At 60.7% G+C, this 16,152-nt stretch carries 13 protein-coding genes; 11 read left to right on the forward strand and 2 right to left on the reverse strand.

Annotation, left to right across the window (positions count from 1 at the left end; all coding sequences use genetic code 11):
- Window positions 1-141: 141 nt before the first annotated feature.
- Window positions 142-1,143, reverse strand: a complete 1,002-nt coding sequence (gene gap / locus AC07XF_RS20035) for a type I glyceraldehyde-3-phosphate dehydrogenase (protein ID WP_007974423.1) — start codon at window positions 1,141-1,143, stop codon at window positions 142-144.
- Between the two features lie 220 nt (window positions 1,144-1,363).
- On the opposite strand from gap, the gene edd reads away from it, so the two are divergent.
- The 11 genes from edd to AC07XF_RS20090 all read left to right on the forward strand — a co-directional run bounded on the left by edd (window position 1,364) and on the right by AC07XF_RS20090 (window position 15,058).
- Window positions 1,364-3,190, forward strand: coding sequence for a phosphogluconate dehydratase (gene edd / locus AC07XF_RS20040; protein WP_495027833.1), 1,827 nt, complete (start codon window positions 1,364-1,366; stop codon window positions 3,188-3,190).
- Window positions 3,187-4,146: a glucokinase gene (locus AC07XF_RS20045; protein WP_495027834.1), complete on the forward strand. Its 960-nt coding sequence runs from the start codon at window positions 3,187-3,189 to the stop codon at window positions 4,144-4,146. The genes edd and AC07XF_RS20045 overlap by 4 nt, the downstream gene beginning before the upstream one ends.
- Window positions 4,147-4,322: 176 nt before the next feature.
- Entirely contained in the window at window positions 4,323-5,054 is a 732-nt protein-coding gene (locus tag AC07XF_RS20050; RefSeq protein ID WP_310054393.1) for a response regulator, read from the forward strand.
- 31 nt (window positions 5,055-5,085) lie between these two features.
- Complete coding sequence (locus AC07XF_RS20055) at window positions 5,086-6,513, forward strand: ATP-binding protein (protein ID WP_495027855.1); 1,428 nt, start codon at window positions 5,086-5,088, stop codon at window positions 6,511-6,513.
- 185 nt (window positions 6,514-6,698) lie between these two features.
- Window positions 6,699-7,958, forward strand: a complete 1,260-nt coding sequence (locus AC07XF_RS20060; protein ID WP_495027835.1) for a D-mannose isomerase — start codon at window positions 6,699-6,701, stop codon at window positions 7,956-7,958.
- A gap of 117 nt (window positions 7,959-8,075) precedes the next feature.
- A complete protein-coding gene (locus AC07XF_RS20065) occupies window positions 8,076-9,374 on the forward strand; it encodes an ABC transporter substrate-binding protein (protein WP_495027836.1) in 1,299 nt (432 codons plus the stop codon).
- Window positions 9,375-9,531: 157 nt separating this feature from the next.
- The gene (locus tag AC07XF_RS20070; RefSeq protein WP_110661155.1) at window positions 9,532-10,440 is read left to right on the forward strand and encodes a carbohydrate ABC transporter permease; all 909 of its coding nucleotides are present in this window, start codon (window positions 9,532-9,534) and stop codon (window positions 10,438-10,440) included.
- Window positions 10,433-11,278, forward strand: coding sequence for a carbohydrate ABC transporter permease (locus tag AC07XF_RS20075; protein WP_495027837.1), 846 nt, complete (start codon window positions 10,433-10,435; stop codon window positions 11,276-11,278). Before AC07XF_RS20070 ends, AC07XF_RS20075 begins: the two co-directional genes overlap by 8 nt.
- Before the next feature lie 4 nt (window positions 11,279-11,282).
- The gene (locus AC07XF_RS20080) at window positions 11,283-12,443 is read left to right on the forward strand and encodes an ABC transporter ATP-binding protein (protein WP_495027838.1); all 1,161 of its coding nucleotides are present in this window, start codon (window positions 11,283-11,285) and stop codon (window positions 12,441-12,443) included.
- Window positions 12,444-12,605: 162 nt separating this feature from the next.
- The gene (locus tag AC07XF_RS20085; protein ID WP_495027839.1) at window positions 12,606-13,952 is read left to right on the forward strand and encodes a carbohydrate porin; all 1,347 of its coding nucleotides are present in this window, start codon (window positions 12,606-12,608) and stop codon (window positions 13,950-13,952) included.
- Between the two features lie 251 nt (window positions 13,953-14,203).
- The gene (locus AC07XF_RS20090; RefSeq protein ID WP_495027840.1) at window positions 14,204-15,058 is read left to right on the forward strand and encodes a D-hexose-6-phosphate mutarotase; all 855 of its coding nucleotides are present in this window, start codon (window positions 14,204-14,206) and stop codon (window positions 15,056-15,058) included.
- A gap of 129 nt (window positions 15,059-15,187) precedes the next feature.
- Here AC07XF_RS20090 and AC07XF_RS20095 read toward each other — a convergent pair whose 3' ends face one another.
- Entirely contained in the window at window positions 15,188-16,048 is an 861-nt protein-coding gene (locus tag AC07XF_RS20095) for a MurR/RpiR family transcriptional regulator (protein WP_170948639.1), read from the reverse strand.
- Between the last annotated feature and the right edge of the window lie 104 nt (window positions 16,049-16,152).

Here is a 16,152-nt window from a genome sequence, read left to right on the forward strand (position 1 = left end):
GGGATTTTCCCTAGGCAGCTGGGTGGCAATGGTGATCTTGAGAACGCCATCGATTTGTAGGAGCCGGCTTGCCGGAGAAGGCGATCTTGAGGGCGCCTTCGCTGGCAAGCCAGCTCCTACAGAATCGGGTGCGACAGCGGCTTATTCTGCGTTGCACAGCGCCAGACAGTTATCGAGCATGCGGTTGGAGAAGCCCCACTCGTTGTCATACCACGCCAATACCTTGAGCAACTTGCCGCTGGATTTGGTGTGGTTGGCGTCGAAGATCGACGACAGCGGGTTGTGGTTGAAGTCGCTGGAGACCAGCGGCAGGGTGTTGTACCCAAGGATCTTCGAGTGCTGGCTGGCTTCTTTCATCAGCGCATTGACCTCATCGGCCGACGCTTCGCGCTTGAGCTGCACGGTCAGGTCTACCAGCGACACATTGATGACCGGGACGCGGACCGACATGCCGGTCAATTTGCCCGCCAGTTCCGGCAGCACCAGGCCCACCGCTTCAGCGGCACCGGTCTTGCTCGGGATCATGTTCTGGGTGGCCGAACGGGCGCGGTACGGATCGACGTGATAGACGTCGGTCAGGTGCTGGTCGTTGGTATAGGCGTGGATGGTGGTCATCAAACCGCTTTCGATGCCCAGTTCGCGGTGCAGCACCTGAGCCACCGGGGCCAGGCAGTTGGTGGTGCACGAGGCGTTGGAAATAATCTGGTGCGACTGGCGCAGAATGTCGTGGTTGACCCCGTAAACCACGGTGGCGTCGGCGCCTTTGGCCGGGGCCGAGATAATCACTTTGCGCGCACCGGCCGTAATATGCGCGGCGGCCTTGGCCCGGTCGGTGAACAGACCGGTGCATTCGAATACCACATCAATCTTTTCCGCGGCCCATGGCAGGTCGGCCGGGTTGCGGATGGCGCTGACCGAAATGCGGTCGCCGTTGACGGTCAGGCTTTCCTGATCATGTTGAACATCGGCATCGAACGTGCCGTGAACAGTGTCGTACTTGAGCAAGTGCGCATTGATCGCGCTGTCGCCCAGGTCGTTGATGGCGACGATCTGCAAATCCTGGCGATAGCCTTGGGTATAGAGTGCCCGCAGGACATTACGGCCAATACGGCCAAAACCATTGATTGCGATTCGAAGAGTCATATTTCAGCGCCGCCGTCGTTTTGTTGTTGGAATTACAAGATTATTCGCAAAAAAATAGAAAACAAGCCTTTTTAGTGGCAATATTTTGTTCAATCTACAACGAGTGGCCTGAATCAACTGGTCCGAATGATCAAGAAAACCGTCTGTCATCCCATCGACACTGGCCTTTGATCAGCATAGACAATCAGGTCGCCACATCCGTTAGCCTGGAGTTCTACACATGCATCCCCGCGTCCTTGAGGTCACCGAACGGCTTATCGCCCGCAGCCGCGCCACGCGTGAGGCTTACCTTGCATTGATCCGCGGTGCGGCCAGCGACGGTCCGATGCGCGGCAAGCTGCAATGCGCCAACTTCGCCCATGGCGTGGCCGGTTGTGGCAGCGACGACAAGCACAGCCTGCGGATGATGAACTCCGCCAACATCGCGATAGTTTCGTCATATAACGACATGCTCTCGGCGCACCAGCCGTACGAAGTCTTTCCTGAACTGATCAAGAAAGCCCTGCGCGAAATCGGCTCCGTCGGCCAGTTCGCCGGTGGCACCCCAGCCATGTGCGATGGCGTGACCCAGGGCGAACCAGGCATGGAGCTGAGCCTGCCGAGCCGCGAAGTGATCGCGCTGTCCACCGCCGTGGCGCTGTCCCACAACATGTTCGATGGCGCGCTGCTGCTCGGCATCTGCGACAAGATCGTGCCAGGCCTGATGATGGGCGCACTGCGCTTCGGCCATCTGCCGATGATCTTCGTGCCGGGCGGGCCGATGGTGTCGGGCATTTCCAACAAGCAGAAAGCCGACGTGCGGCAGAAGTACGCCGAAGGCAAGGCCAGCCGCGAAGAGCTGCTGGAGTCGGAAATGAAGTCCTACCACAGCCCTGGCACCTGCACCTTCTACGGCACCGCCAACACCAACCAGTTGCTGATGGAAGTCATGGGCCTGCACCTGCCGGGCGCGTCCTTCGTCAACCCGAACACGCCATTGCGCGATGCCTTGACCCGCGAAGCGGCGCATCAGGTCACGCGCCTGACCAAGCAGAACGGCGACTTCATGCCGATCGGCGAAATCGTCGACGAGCGTTCGCTGGTCAACTCGATTGTCGCACTGCACGCCACGGGCGGCTCGACCAACCACACCCTGCACATGCCGGCCATCGCCATGGCGGCGGGCATTCAATTGACCTGGCAGGACATGGCCGACCTCTCCGAGGTGGTGCCGACCCTGAGCCACGTCTACCCGAACGGCAAGGCTGACATCAACCACTTCCAGGCGGCGGGCGGCATGTCGTTCCTGATCCGTGAATTGCTGGAAGCCGGGTTGCTCCACGAAAACGTCAACACCGTGATGGGCCACGGTCTGAGCCGCTACACCCAGGAGCCGTTCCTCGACAATGGCGAACTGGTCTGGCGCGAAGGCGTGACCGACAGCCTCGATGAAAGCATCTTGCGTCCGGTCGCTCGTGCGTTCTCGCCGGAAGGTGGCCTGCGGGTGATGGAAGGCAACCTCGGTCGCGGTGTGATGAAAGTCTCCGCCGTAGCGGTGGAGAACCAGATTGTCGAAGCGCCAGCCATGGTGTTCCAGGATCAGCAGGACCTGGCCGATGCGTTCAAGGCCGGTTTGCTGGAGAAGGATTTTGTCGCGGTGATGCGCTTCCAGGGCCCGCGCTCCAACGGCATGCCGGAGCTGCACAAGATGACGCCGTTCCTCGGTGTGCTGCAGGATCGCGGCTTCAAAGTCGCACTGGTGACCGACGGACGCATGTCTGGCGCGTCGGGGAAAATTCCGGCGGCCATTCACGTCAGCCCCGAAGCTTATGTCGGCGGCGCTTTGGCGCGGGTGCAAGAGGGCGATATCATCCGCGTCGATGGCGTCAAAGGCACCCTGGAGCTTAAGGTGGACGCCGAAGAATTCGCAGCGCGCACACCGGCCAAGGGCCTGTTGGGCAACAACATCGGCACCGGTCGCGAACTGTTTGGTTTCATGCGCATGGCCTTCAGCTCGGCGGAGCAGGGCGCCAGCGCCTTTACTTCTGCCCTGGAGACGCTTAATTGAAACTGGCTTTGGTCGGTGACATCGGTGGGACCAACGCACGTTTCGCGTTGTGGAAAAACCAGCAACTGGAATCGGTCCAGGTGCTGGCGACAGCAGATTTTCCCGGCCCGGAAGCAGCGATCAGCCTCTACCTGGATGGCCTGGGGCTGGCGCCGGGTTCGATCGGTTCGGTGTGCCTGTCGGTGGCCGGTCCGGTGAGCGGCGACGAATTCAAGTTCACCAACAATCACTGGCGCCTGAGCCGCAAGGGTTTCTGCCAGACCTTGCAGGTGGATCAACTGTTGCTGGTCAACGACTTCTCGGCCATGGCCCTGGGCATGACCCGTTTGCAGCCCGGCGAATTTCGCGTGGTCTGTGAAGGCACGCCGGAGCCGTTGCGTCCGGCGGTGGTGATTGGTCCGGGCACGGGCCTGGGCGTCGGCACCTTGCTCGATCTGGGCGAGGGCCGGTTTGCTGCGTTGCCAGGGGAGGGCGGTCACGTCGACCTGCCTTTGAGCAGCCCGCGTGAAACCCAATTGTGGCAGCACATTTTCAACGAGATCGGCCATGTCAGCGCAGAAACGGCACTGAGCGGTGGCGGCTTGCCGCGCGTCTATCGGGCGATCTGCGCGGTGGACGGACATGAGCCTGTGCTCGAAACCCCGGAAGCGATTACCGCTGCCGGGCTGGCGGGCGACCCGATTGCCGTGGAAGTGCTTGAGCAGTTCTGCTGCTGGCTCGGTCGCGTGGCCGGCAACAACGTGTTGACCACCGGTGGACGCGGTGGCGTGTTTATCGTTGGCGGGGTGATTCCGCGGTTTGCCGATTTCTTCCTCGAAAGCGGTTTCGCCCGCTGCTTCGCCGACAAGGGTTGCATGAGCGATTACTTCAAGGGGATTCCGGTGTGGCTGGTGACGGCGCCGTATTCGGGATTGATGGGGGCGGGTGTGGCGCTGGAGCAATCCATCCCCGCTTGAAATGCGCTCAAAATGTGGGAGCGGGCTTGCTCGCGAATGCGGACTGACATTCAACATCAATGTCGACTGACACACCGCTTTCGCGAGCAAGCCCGCTCCCACATTGTTTCTATGGTGTTTGTAAAATCGGTGCTTAAGGCATAATCCGCCCAATTCAAACAACAAGGACGCCGCCCGTGAGCTCAGTCAACAAGTCGATTTTGTTGGTCGATGACGATCAAGAGATACGCGAGTTGCTGGACACCTACCTGACCCGCGCCGGTTTCCAGGTACGTACCACGCCCGACGGTGCCGGTTTTCGCCAGGCGCTGAACGAGGCGCCGAGCGATCTGGTGATCCTTGATGTGATGCTGCCCGATGAAGACGGCTTCAGCCTGTGCCGCTGGATTCGCCAGCACCCACGCCAGGCGCAGGTGCCGATCATCATGCTCACCGCCAGTTCCGACGAAGCCGACCGTGTCATCGGCCTGGAGCTGGGCGCCGACGATTATCTGGGCAAACCGTTCAGTCCACGGGAATTGCAGGCGCGGATCAAGGCGTTGCTGCGCCGCGCGCAGTTCGGCCAGGAGCGTAACGGCGGTGAGGTGCTGGCCTTCGATGACTGGCGCCTGGACATGGTCAGCCATCGGTTGTTTCACATCGACGGCGAAGAGGTGATTCTCTCGGGTGCCGACTTCGCGCTGCTGAAACTGTTCCTCGATCACCCGCAGGAAATCCTCGACCGCGACACCATCGGCAACGCCACCCGTGGCCGGGAACTGATGCCCCTCGATCGCATCGTCGACATGGCGGTCAGCCGTTTGCGCCAGCGCCTGCGCGACACGGAAAAACCGCCACGGCTGATCCGCACCGTGCGTGGCAGCGGCTACCAACTGGCGGCCAGTGTGGTTGCCAGCAATGGCCACTGAGATCTTCCGCAAGCTCGCCGGCAAAATACCGATGCCGCGCTCGCTGCTCGGGCGCATGTTGCTGTTGACCTTGCTGGCGGTGTTGTTCGCCCAGACGCTGTCGAGCGTGATCTGGGTTTCGCAATTGCGCGCCACGCAGCTCGCGGGCCTGGTCACCAGCGCCCGCAGCCTGGCCCATTCGATGACGGCCAGTGTCAGTTATTTCCGTTCGTTGCCGGTGGCGTTTCGGCCCTTGGTGCTCGATCAGTTGCGCAGCATGGGCGGCACCCGGTTCGTGGTGACGCTCAACGACAAACCCCTGGGCATGGAAGTCCTGCCCATCACCCCGCGCAAAGAGGCGGTGCTCAAAGCGGTGGACGAAGTGCTGCGCCAGTCCCTCGGCCAGGACACTGACATCTCGGTGACCTTCGTCAGCCCTGAGGACCTGCGCATCTTCAATGGCGGCCTGAAACTCGATGAGTTGCCGCGCTCCTGGGCGCACTACGCGCTGACCCTGGAGCCGGTGAACCCGCCGGTGCTGGTCACGCAGATCCAGATGGCGCCGGGCGAATGGCTGTACATCGCCTCGCTGTTGCCCGAGCCCTACACCAGTCTTGAAGAGCAGGGCCTGCCGGCGCAGCAGGTGTGGTTCATCGTCCTGACCAGCGGCTTTTTGCTGTTGTTCATCGGCCTGCTGGTGCACTGGCAGAGTCGTCCGCTCAAGCGCCTGGCGCGGGCGGCACGGGATCTGTCGTTGGGAGCCGACGTGGAACCGGTGGCCGAAGGCGGGGGCAGCGAAGTGGTCGAGGTTGGGCGCGCGTTCAACACCATGCGCGAACGCATCAGCCGTTACTTGACCGAGCGCAGCCAGTTGTTCAGCGCCATTTCCCACGACTTGCGCACGCCGATCACCCGGCTGCGGCTGCGGGTGGAGTTGCTCGAAGACGAACAGCTGCAAGCCAAGTTCGGGCGCGATCTGGACGAGCTCGAGTTGCTGGTCAAGGGCGCGCTGCAATGCGTGAAAGACACCGACATCCACGAGAACATCGAGCCGGTGGATCTCAATCATGTACTCGACTGTCTGGTGGAACCGTACCTGGCCCCCATCGGCAATGGTCGCGTGACCCAGCAGGGACGGGCGCTGGCGCCGTACCCGGGCAAACCGCTGGCGCTCAAGCGCTGCATCGGTAACCTGATCGACAATGCGTTGAAGTACGGGCAGAAGGCGCACCTGCACATCGATGACGACGAAAGCGCGTTCATCCTGCATGTCGATGATGAAGGGCCGGGTGTGCCGGAGCAGCGGCTGGAGCAGGTGTTCGAACCGCACTTCCGCCTGGCCGGGCAACAGCAGGGGTATGGATTGGGGCTGGGGATTGCCCGCAACATTGCTCACAGCCATGGTGGTGAGGTCAGCTTGCAGAATTTGCGTGAGGGCGGATTGCGGGTGACCCTGCAGTTGCCACGCTCAATCGACTGACGCACCCGTCCCTGTAGGAGCCGGCTTGCCGGCGATGGCGTATTCAAGAATGTCATCGCTGGCAAGCCAGCTCCTACAGGTGTCTTTGTCACAGCCTGGTGACATAACCCTCCCCCTTCGTTACAAGCCGACCTTCGTCCGTTGTTTAGACTGCCCAGCAGTCATAACAACAAAAAAGGTACGCCATGGACACCTTCCAACCGGCCTTCAGCAGTTGGCTGAATTCACCTGCCCATCAGCAATGGCTTGCCGCCGAAGGCTTGCGCCTGCTGGCGTTCGCCAAGGCTTCGAAGCTGCCTGAAGGCTTCGGCAACCTCGATGAAAAGGGTCGCCTCCCGGCTGATGCGCAAGCATGGACCATGAACACTGCGCGTATGACCCACAGCTTCGCCATGGCTCACATTCAGGGCTTGCCGGGTTTTGCCGAGCTGGTGGATCACGGTGTTGCGGCCCTGCGTGGGCCACTGCGTGATGCGCTGCATGGCGGCTGGTTCGCGGTTGCCGAACATCGCGACGGCAACACCGGCAAGAACGCCTACCTGCACGCCTTCGTCGCGCTGGCCGCCAGTTCTGCGGTGGTCGCGCAGCGTCCCGGTGCACAAGCCTTGCTCGTTGATGCAATCGACATCATCGACACCTGTTTCTGGAGCGAAGAAGAAGGCGCGATGCGCGAATCCTTCAACCGCGACTTCAGTTGCGAAGAAGCCTATCGCGGTGCCAACAGCAACATGCACGCCACCGAAGCCTTCCTCGCCCTGGCCGATGTCACCGATGACAACCGCTGGTTGTGCCGCGCCCAGCGCATCGTCGAACGCGTGATCCATGGCCACGCCGCCGCCAATGACTACCTGGTGATCGAGCATTTCGACCGCGACTGGCAGCCACTGCGGGACTACAACCGCGACAATCCGGCTGACGGCTTCCGCCCTTACGGCACCACCCCGGGCCACGGTTTCGAGTGGGCGCGGCTGTTGCTGCACCTCGAAGCTTCGCGGGTGAAAGCCGGGATGCTCACGCCGGGCTGGCTGGTCACCGACGCGCAAAAACTCTTCGAGCACAATTGCCTCCACGGCTGGGACATCGATGGCGCGCCGGGCATTGTCTACACCCTGGACTGGGACAACAAAGCGGTGGTCCGCCATCGCCTGCACTGGACTCATTGCGAGGCCAGCGCCGCCGCGAGTGCCTTGCTCAAGCGCACCGGGGACGCGCAGTACGAACAGTGGTACCGACTATTCTGGGAGTTCTGTGACCGTCATTTCATCGACCGCGAGGGCGGCAGCTGGCATCACGAACTCGACCCGCTGAACCGCCCGAGTGCCGATATCTGGCCCGGCAAGCCTGATCTTTACCACGCCTGGCAAGCCGTGCTGATTCCGCGCCTGCCCTTGGCACCGAGCATGGTCAGTGCGCTGGCGCAGCTGTCCCAGAGCGGTTCTATGTAACCATGCGGTGACATACGCGCGTCCCTTCGTTACCTGCCGGGGGATGGCGCCTGTTTAAAATCCTATGCAGCGCAAGCAACAGACTTGCATGCATAACAACAAGAAAGGTGCTCCTAGATGAATGCAATTTCTCGCCTCGCTACTGTCATTTCTCTCGCTTCCCTGTCTGCGCTCCCCCTCAGTGTCCTTGCCGCCGAATCCAAAGGTTCCGTTGAAGTCGTTCACTGGTGGACTTCCGGTGGTGAAAAAGCAGCGGTCGATGTCCTGAAGGCTCAAGTCGAAAAAGACGGCTTCACCTGGAAGGACGGCGCAGTCGCCGGTGGTGGCGGTTCCACGGCCATGACCGTACTCAAGAGTCGCGCCGTTGCCGGTAACCCGCCGGGCGTTGCACAGATCAAAGGTCCGGACATCCAGGAGTGGGGCAGCACTGGCCTGCTCAGCACCGACGCGTTGAAAGACGTTTCCAAAGCGGAAAACTGGGATGGCCTGCTGTCGAAGAAAGTTTCCGACACGGTGAAGTACGAAGGTGACTACGTCGCCGTACCGGTGAACATCCACCGCGTCAACTGGCTGTGGATCAACCCGCAAGTGTTCAAGAAAGCCGGGATCGAAAAAGCCCCGACGACCCTCGAAGAATTCTATGCCGCCGGCGACAAGCTCAAAGTCGCAGGCTTCATCGCGCTCGCCCACGGTGGTCAGCCTTGGCAGGACAGCACCGTGTTTGAAGACGTGGTGCTCTCGGTGATGGGCGCTGACGGTTACAAGAAAGCCCTGGTCGACCTGGATCAGAAAACCCTGTCCGGCCCGCAGATGACCCAGTCGTTCGCCGAGCTGAAAAAGATCACCGGCTACATGGACCCGAACCGCGCCGGTCGTGACTGGAACATCGCCGCTGCCGACGTCATCAACGGCAAGGCCGGCATGCAGATGATGGGCGACTGGGCGAAAAGCGAGTGGACTGCAGCGAAGAAAGTCGCGGGCAAGGACTACCAGTGCGTACCGTTCCCGGGCACTGAAAAAGCCTTCACCTACAACATCGACTCCCTGGCGGTGTTCAAGCTCAAGGCTGATCGCAAGGGTGACATCGCTGCCCAGCAGGACCTGGCCAAAGTGGCGCTGGGTACCGACTTCCAGAAAGTCTTCAGTATGAACAAGGGTTCGATCCCGGTGCGTAACGACATGCTGAACGAAATGGACAAGCTCGGCTTCGACGAGTGCGCGCAGAAGTCAGCGAAGGACTTCATCGCGGACGACAAGACCGGCGGCCTGCAACCGAGCATGGCGCACAACATGGCCACGTCCCTGGCCGTGCAGGGCGCGATCTTCGACGTGGTCACCAACTTCATGAACGACAAGGACGCAGACCCGGCCAAGGCCAGCGCGCAACTGGCCTCGGCTGTCAAAGCGGCCCAGTAATCCCTGACACAGCCTGACCCAATGTGGGAGCGGGCTTGCTCGCGAATGCGGACTGACATTCAACATTAATGTCGACTGACACACCGCATTCGCGAGCAAGCCCGCTCCCACGAGGGATCACCGTGTCGATTCATTTCTCTAAACCTGGATTATCCCGATGAGCTCTGTGGCGGTTTTCAGCAAAGCCTCACCGTTCGATGCGCTGCAACGCTGGCTACCCAAGTTGGTACTCGCGCCGAGCATGCTGATCGTGCTGGTAGGTTTCTACGGTTACATCATCTGGACGTTCATTCTGTCCTTCACCAATTCCAGCTTCATGCCGAGCTACAAGTGGGTCGGCCTGCAGCAATACATGCGCCTGATGGACAACGACCGCTGGTGGGTCGCGAGCAAGAACCTCGCGGTGTTCGGGGGCATGTTCATCGGCATCAGCCTGGTGCTGGGCGTGTTCCTCGCCGTGCTGCTGGACCAGCGCATTCGCAAGGAAGGCTTCATCCGCACCATCTACCTGTACCCGATGGCGCTGTCGATGATCGTCACCGGTACCGCATGGAAATGGCTGCTCAACCCGGGCCTGGGCCTGGACAAGATGCTGCGTGACTGGGGGTGGGAAGGCTTCCGTCTCGACTGGCTGGTGGATCAGGATCGCGTCGTCTATTGCCTGGTGATCGCCGCCGTGTGGCAAGCCTCCGGGTTTGTCATGGCGATGTTCCTGGCCGGCCTGCGCGGAGTCGATCAGTCGATCATCCGCGCCGCGCAAGTCGATGGTGCGAGCCTGCCGACCATCTACCTGAAGATCGTCCTGCCGAGCCTGCGTCCGGTGTTCTTCAGTGCCTTCATGATCCTGGCGCACATCGCGATCAAGAGCTTCGACCTGGTCGCGGCGATGACCGCGGGCGGCCCGGGTTATTCATCCGACCTGCCGGCGATGTTCATGTATTCCTTCACCTTCAGCCGTGGCCAGATGGGCATCGGTTCGGCCAGCGCCATGCTGATGCTCGGCGCCGTGCTGACCATCCTCGTGCCGTACCTGTACTCCGAGCTGCGAGGCAAACGCCATGACTAATCAACTCGGTAAACCGACCCTGAGTTTCAGCCGCATCGCGATCTACGCAACCCTGTTGCTGGCGGCTGCGGTGTACTTGATCCCGTTGGTGGTGATGCTGCTGACCAGCTTCAAATCCCCGGAAGACATCCGTACCGGCAACCTGCTGAGCTGGCCGACCGTGATCGACGGCATTGGCTGGATCAAGGCCTGGGACGTGGTCGGCGGCTACTTCTGGAACTCGGTGAAAATCACCGTGCCGGCGGTGCTGATCTCGACCTTCATCGGCGCGATGAACGGCTACGTGTTGTCGATGTGGCGCTTCCGTGGCTCGCAGTTGTTCTTCGGTCTGTTGCTGTTCGGCTGCTTTCTGCCGTTCCAGACCGTGTTGCTGCCAGCCTCGTTCACCCTCGGCAAGTTCGGCCTGGCCAACACCACCACCGGCCTGGTGCTGGTGCACGTGGTCTACGGCCTGGCATTCACCACGCTGTTCTTCCGCAACTACTACGTGAGCATTCCGGATGCGCTGGTCAAGGCGGCACGGCTCGACGGCGCGGGCTTCTTCACGATCTTCCTGAAGATCCTGCTGCCGATGTCGATCCCGATCGTGATGGTCTGCCTGATCTGGCAGTTCACCCAGATCTGGAACGACTTCCTGTTCGGCGTGGTCTTCGCCAGTGGCGATGCCCAGCCAATTACCGTGGCCCTGAACAACCTGGTCAACACCAGCACCGGGGCCAAGGAATACAACGTTGATATGGCCGCCGCGATGATCGCCGGGCTGCCGACACTGCTGGTCTACATTTTCGCTGGCAAGTATTTCCTGCGTGGGCTGACGTCCGGCGCGGTCAAGGGGTAGAAACATGGCAACTCTCGAATTACGCAACGTCAACAAGACCTACGGCCCCGGCCTGCCGGACACCCTGAAAAACATCGAACTGAAAATCGATGACGGTGAGTTCCTGATCCTGGTCGGCCCGTCGGGCTGCGGCAAGTCGACCTTGATGAACTGCATCGCCGGCCTGGAAACCATCAGCGGCGGCGCGATCCTGGTGGACGACGCCGACATCAGCGGCATGAGCCCCAAGGATCGCGACATCGCCATGGTGTTCCAGTCCTACGCGCTGTACCCGACCATGAGCGTGCGCGACAACATCGCCTTCGGCCTGAAGATTCGCAAAATGCCGACTGCCGAAATCGACGAAGAAGTCGCTCGGGTTTCCAAGCTGTTGCAGATCGAACACCTGCTCAATCGCAAGCCTGGCCAGCTCTCCGGTGGTCAGCAGCAACGTGTGGCGATGGGCCGTGCACTGGCGCGGCGGCCGAAGATTTATCTGTTCGACGAACCACTGTCCAACCTCGACGCCAAGCTGCGGGTCGAGATGCGCACCGAAATGAAACTGATGCACCAGCGCCTGAAAACCACCACGGTCTACGTGACCCACGACCAGATCGAAGCCATGACCCTGGGCGACAAGGTGGCGGTGATGAAGGACGGGATCATCCAGCAGTTCGGTACGCCAAAAGACATCTACAACAACCCGGCCAACCTGTTCGTGGCGAGCTTCATCGGTTCGCCGCCAATGAACTTCATCCCGCTGCGCCTGCAGCGCAAGGATGGTCGTCTGCTGGCGCTGCTCGACAGCGGCCAGGCCCGTTGCGAGTTGCCGTTGGGTATGCAGGACGCCGGTCTTGAAGATCGCGAAGTGATCCTCGGCATGCGCCCTGAACAGATCATTCTGGCCAATGGCGAAGCGAATGGTTTGCCGACCATTCGTGCCGAAGTCCAGGTCACCGAACCGACCGGTCCCGACACCCTGGTGTTCGTCAACCTCAACGACACCAAGGTCTGCTGCCGCCTGGCACCGGACGTGGCGCCGGCGGTGGGCGAGACCCTGACCCTGCAATTCGATCCGGCGAAAGTGCTGCTGTTCGATGCCAAGAGCGGTGAGCGGTTGGGTGTTGCCGGCGTGCCGAAAACCGAGGTGCACGCTGATAACGTGGCCCAATTCAAAGGCCGCTAAAGAACAGGACTGTAGGAGCGAGCTTGCTCGCGATGGACGTTAACGATGACGTGCACCGTCTGGGTGGACGCGGTGCATTTGAGGCCATCGCGAGCAAGCTCGCTCCTACAGGTAACCGCGTTGGAAAAGAAAAGTTAATAACAATAAAACGAGGATGTAGGGATGAAGATGAAGAACAAGGCCCGGTTGATCTGCCAAGTGTCAGCAGCGGCAGCACTGGTTCTGGCCGGCAATGCGATGGCCGATGAAGCGTTCAGCTCCGACTCAAAGTGGATGACGGGCGACTGGGGTGGCGAGCGTACCAAGCTGATCGAGCAAGGCATCGACATCAAGATGGACTACGTCGGTGAAGTGGGGGCCAACCTCCATGGCGGCTTTAACGACGACAAGACCGCGCGCTACAGCGATCAGTTCGGCCTGGGCGCGGCGCTGGACCTGGAAAAACTGCTGGGCTGGGACAACACCCAGGCCAAGATTCAGCTCACCAACCGTAACGGTGAGAACATTTCCAACGACCGTATCGGCGACCCGCGTGCCGGCACCCTGAGTTCCTCCCAGGAAGTCTTTGGTCGTGGTCATATGGTGCGTCTGACCCAGTTGTGGATTCAGCATCAGTTCTTCGATAACAAACTGGACGTCAAGGCCGGTTACTTCGGCGAAGGTGAAGACTTCAACACCTTCCCTTGCGAATTCCAGAACCTGGCGTTCTGCGGATCCCAGGTGGGTAACTGGGCCACCAACATCTGGTACAACTGGCCGGTGATGCAGGCCGCAATCCGCGTGAAATACAACATCAATGACGAGCTCTACGCCCAGATCGGCGCGTACAACCAGAACACGTCGCAACTGGAACACGGTAACGGCTTCAAGCTCAGCGGCAGTGGTACCAATGGCACCGTCCTGCCAGTCGAACTGGTCTGGTCGCCGAAGGTCAACAGCCTGCCGGGCGAATACCGTGTCGGTTACTACAAAAGCACAGCCCCTGCTGATGACGTTCTCAAGGACGACAACGGTCAGGACGCAGCGACCACCGGCAACCCTTTCCGCGTCCACGATAGCAAGCACGGTTACTGGTTCGTCGCGCAGCAGCAACTCACCAGCCACAATGGCGACACCTCTCGAGGTCTGAACATTGCCGCCAACGCCACCTTCCACGACAAGGACACCAACTTCATCGACAACTACCAGTCGCTGATGTTTGTGTACAAGGGGCCTTTCGATGCGCGTCCGAAGGATGACGTGGGCATCGGTTTCGCCCGCATCCATGTCAACGATGACGTGAAGAAAAACGCCGAGCTGACCAACGCGGCCAACGGTGTTTCGGACTACAACGATCCGGTGTTCTCGCCCATTCGTGAAACCGAATACAACTACGAGCTCAACTATGGTTTCCACGTGACCAACTGGCTGACCGTGCGTCCCAACCTGCAATACATCACGCACCCGGGTGGTGTGGATCAAGTCGACAACGCGCTGGTGGCCGGCCTGAAAATTCAGTCGGTGTTCTGACGCGTCTGCGATAAGCTTCTCTCCATGTGCGCATATTTGCGGACAGCCATGGCTGTCCGCTTTTTTTTGTAGCGACAAGGTGGGCTTGAGGGGATGCTTTGTGGCGAGGGAGCTTGCTCCCGCTGGGGTGCGAAGCACCCCCAAAAAAGGGACTGCTGCGCAGTCCAACGAGAGCAAGCTCCCTCGCCACAAAAATAAGCACAGGCTGTTTGGAGAGATGAGTACACCGATGATTTTCAGGATCGTGGCACATGCTTGAGCATCCGCTACAACGCTTCTTCAAATCCTTGCGCGAACGTCCGGTGTTCGCGTGGGAGCGCTATCAGATGCGCGACGTGCTGGTGATCGATCATCCTCTGTGCCAAGCGGTGTTCAGTCGTCAGGGTGCGCAGTTGTTGCACTTCCAGCCCAAGGGGCAAAAGCCCTGGTTGTGGTGCGCGGCGAAGTGGCCGCAGGTCGGGGCCATTCGTGGTGGCGTGCCGGTGTGTTGGCCGTGGTATGGCCGGCATCCGAGCGAAAACGCCTGGCCGTCCCATGGCTGGGCCCGGTTGCTCGACTGGAAGCTGCTCGACAGCCGCTGTGACGACGATGGCGTGCGTTTGCACTGGCAATTGAAGTTGTGCGACTGGCAGGTAGACCTGCACGCGCACCTGGGGGAGCGCATGGAGTTGCGCCTGAGCACCGAGCATCAGGATGACATGCCGTGCCAGTTGAGCCAGGCTTTGCATGCTTACTGGCGTATTGGCGATGTCAGTGAGGTAGCGCTGTCTGGGCTCGAAGGTGCGCAGGGTTACGACCAGTTGAGCCGGCAGGTTTGTCAGCAGGAAGGCGAGTTGCGTGTGGACGGCGGTTGCCAGCGGGTGTTCCAGCATGATGGCGAATTGCAGCTCAATGACCACGCCTGGCAGCGGGCGTTGTGCATCGACACTGGCGAAACGGCCGACACGGTGGTCTGGCATCCCGGTTCACGTCCGTTGCTCGGCGTGACCTGGAACGAGATATCCGAATTCGTTTGCGTAGAGGCAGCAAGCGGCGGCACCGACAGCCTGTGCCTTGCGCCTGGGGAACGGGCGCATTTGAGTTTGCAGGCTCGGGTGGGGGGGTAATTCAGGATCTGCGGTGTCTCGACTGGCCCCTTCGCGAGCAAGCCCGCTCCCACATTTGGAATGCATTCCCCTGTGGGAGCGGGCTTGCTCGCGAAGGCGTCCTTGAAAGCAATAAAGATTCAGGACCGGTCAGTTGAACTCGTCACCCACCGGATACCGGCTCGCATTCAAGCTCTCCTTGATCTTGCGCAAATGTGGCTGGAAATCCACGCCTCGGCGCAACGTCATGCCGGTGGCGAGCACGTCCAGCACGGTCAGTTGAATGATCCGCGAAGTCATCGGCATGTAGATGTCGGTGTCCTCCGGCAGCGGGATGTTCAGGCTCAGGGTGCTGGCCTTGGCCAGTGGCGAGTTCTCGGCGGTCAGGCCAAGGACCGAGGCGCCGTTTTCCCGGGCGATACGCGCCACTTCCACCAGTTCGCGGGTGCGGCCGGTGTAGGAAATGATCACGAACAACTCGCCGGTATGCGCCACCGAAGCAATCATGCGCTGCATCAGCACATCCGCGTGGGCCGTGACGGCGAGGTTGAAACGGAAGAACTTGTGTTGCGCATCCAGTGCCACCGGGGCCGAGGCGCCGAGGCCGAAGAAGTGGATCTGCCGCGCCTGGATCAACAGGTCGACAGCGCGGCTGATCAGGTTCGGGTCCAGCGCCTGGCAGGCGCTGTCCAGCGAGGCGATGGCGCTGCCGAAGATCTTCTGGGTATAGGCTTCAGGGTTGTCGTCGGCTTCCACCGCGCGGCTGACATACGCGGCGCCACTGGCCAGGCTTTGCGCCAATTGCAGTTTGAGCTCGGGGTAACCGCTGACACCGAACGAACGGCAGAAACGGTTGACCGTTGGTTCACTGACCGAAGCAGCCTGGGCGAGGGCGGCGATACTGAACCGGGTAGCCTGCTGCGGGTTGAGCAGGATCACCTCGGCGACTTTGCGTTCGGCCTTGTTCAGCTCTTCAAGGCGATTCTGGATTTGTTCCAGTAAATTTCGCACGCGGTCCATATGGGATTCCTTGATTCACCGGCGCCGATAAGCGCGCGGCTAATGCAAAAAGGGCCTTTGGTGAGGCCCGTAACGGTGGCCTATCCTACTGATGG

It is taken from the genome of Pseudomonas sp. GW821-FHT01C01, from assembly GCF_059422645.1.

Excerpts from the sequence above, each read along its gene's own strand:
- AC07XF_RS20080 (WP_495027838.1), top strand. The coding sequence starts at position 11,283 with ATGGCAACTCTCGAATTACGCAACGTCAACAAGACCTACGGCCCCGGC.
- AC07XF_RS20070 (WP_110661155.1), top strand. The coding sequence starts at position 9,532 with ATGAGCTCTGTGGCGGTTTTCAGCAAAGCCTCACCGTTCGATGCGCTG.
- edd (WP_495027833.1), top strand. The coding sequence starts at position 1,364 with ATGCATCCCCGCGTCCTTGAGGTCACCGAACGGCTTATCGCCCGCAGC.
- AC07XF_RS20090 (WP_495027840.1), top strand. The coding sequence starts at position 14,204 with ATGCTTGAGCATCCGCTACAACGCTTCTTCAAATCCTTGCGCGAACGT.
- gap (WP_007974423.1), bottom strand. The coding sequence starts at position 1,143 with ATGACTCTTCGAATCGCAATCAATGGTTTTGGCCGTATTGGCCGTAAT.
- AC07XF_RS20060 (WP_495027835.1), top strand. The coding sequence starts at position 6,699 with ATGGACACCTTCCAACCGGCCTTCAGCAGTTGGCTGAATTCACCTGCC.
- AC07XF_RS20075 (WP_495027837.1), top strand. The coding sequence starts at position 10,433 with ATGACTAATCAACTCGGTAAACCGACCCTGAGTTTCAGCCGCATCGCG.
- AC07XF_RS20055 (WP_495027855.1), top strand. The coding sequence starts at position 5,086 with ATGCCGCGCTCGCTGCTCGGGCGCATGTTGCTGTTGACCTTGCTGGCG.
- AC07XF_RS20085 (WP_495027839.1), top strand. The coding sequence starts at position 12,606 with ATGAAGATGAAGAACAAGGCCCGGTTGATCTGCCAAGTGTCAGCAGCG.
- AC07XF_RS20065 (WP_495027836.1), top strand. The coding sequence starts at position 8,076 with ATGAATGCAATTTCTCGCCTCGCTACTGTCATTTCTCTCGCTTCCCTG.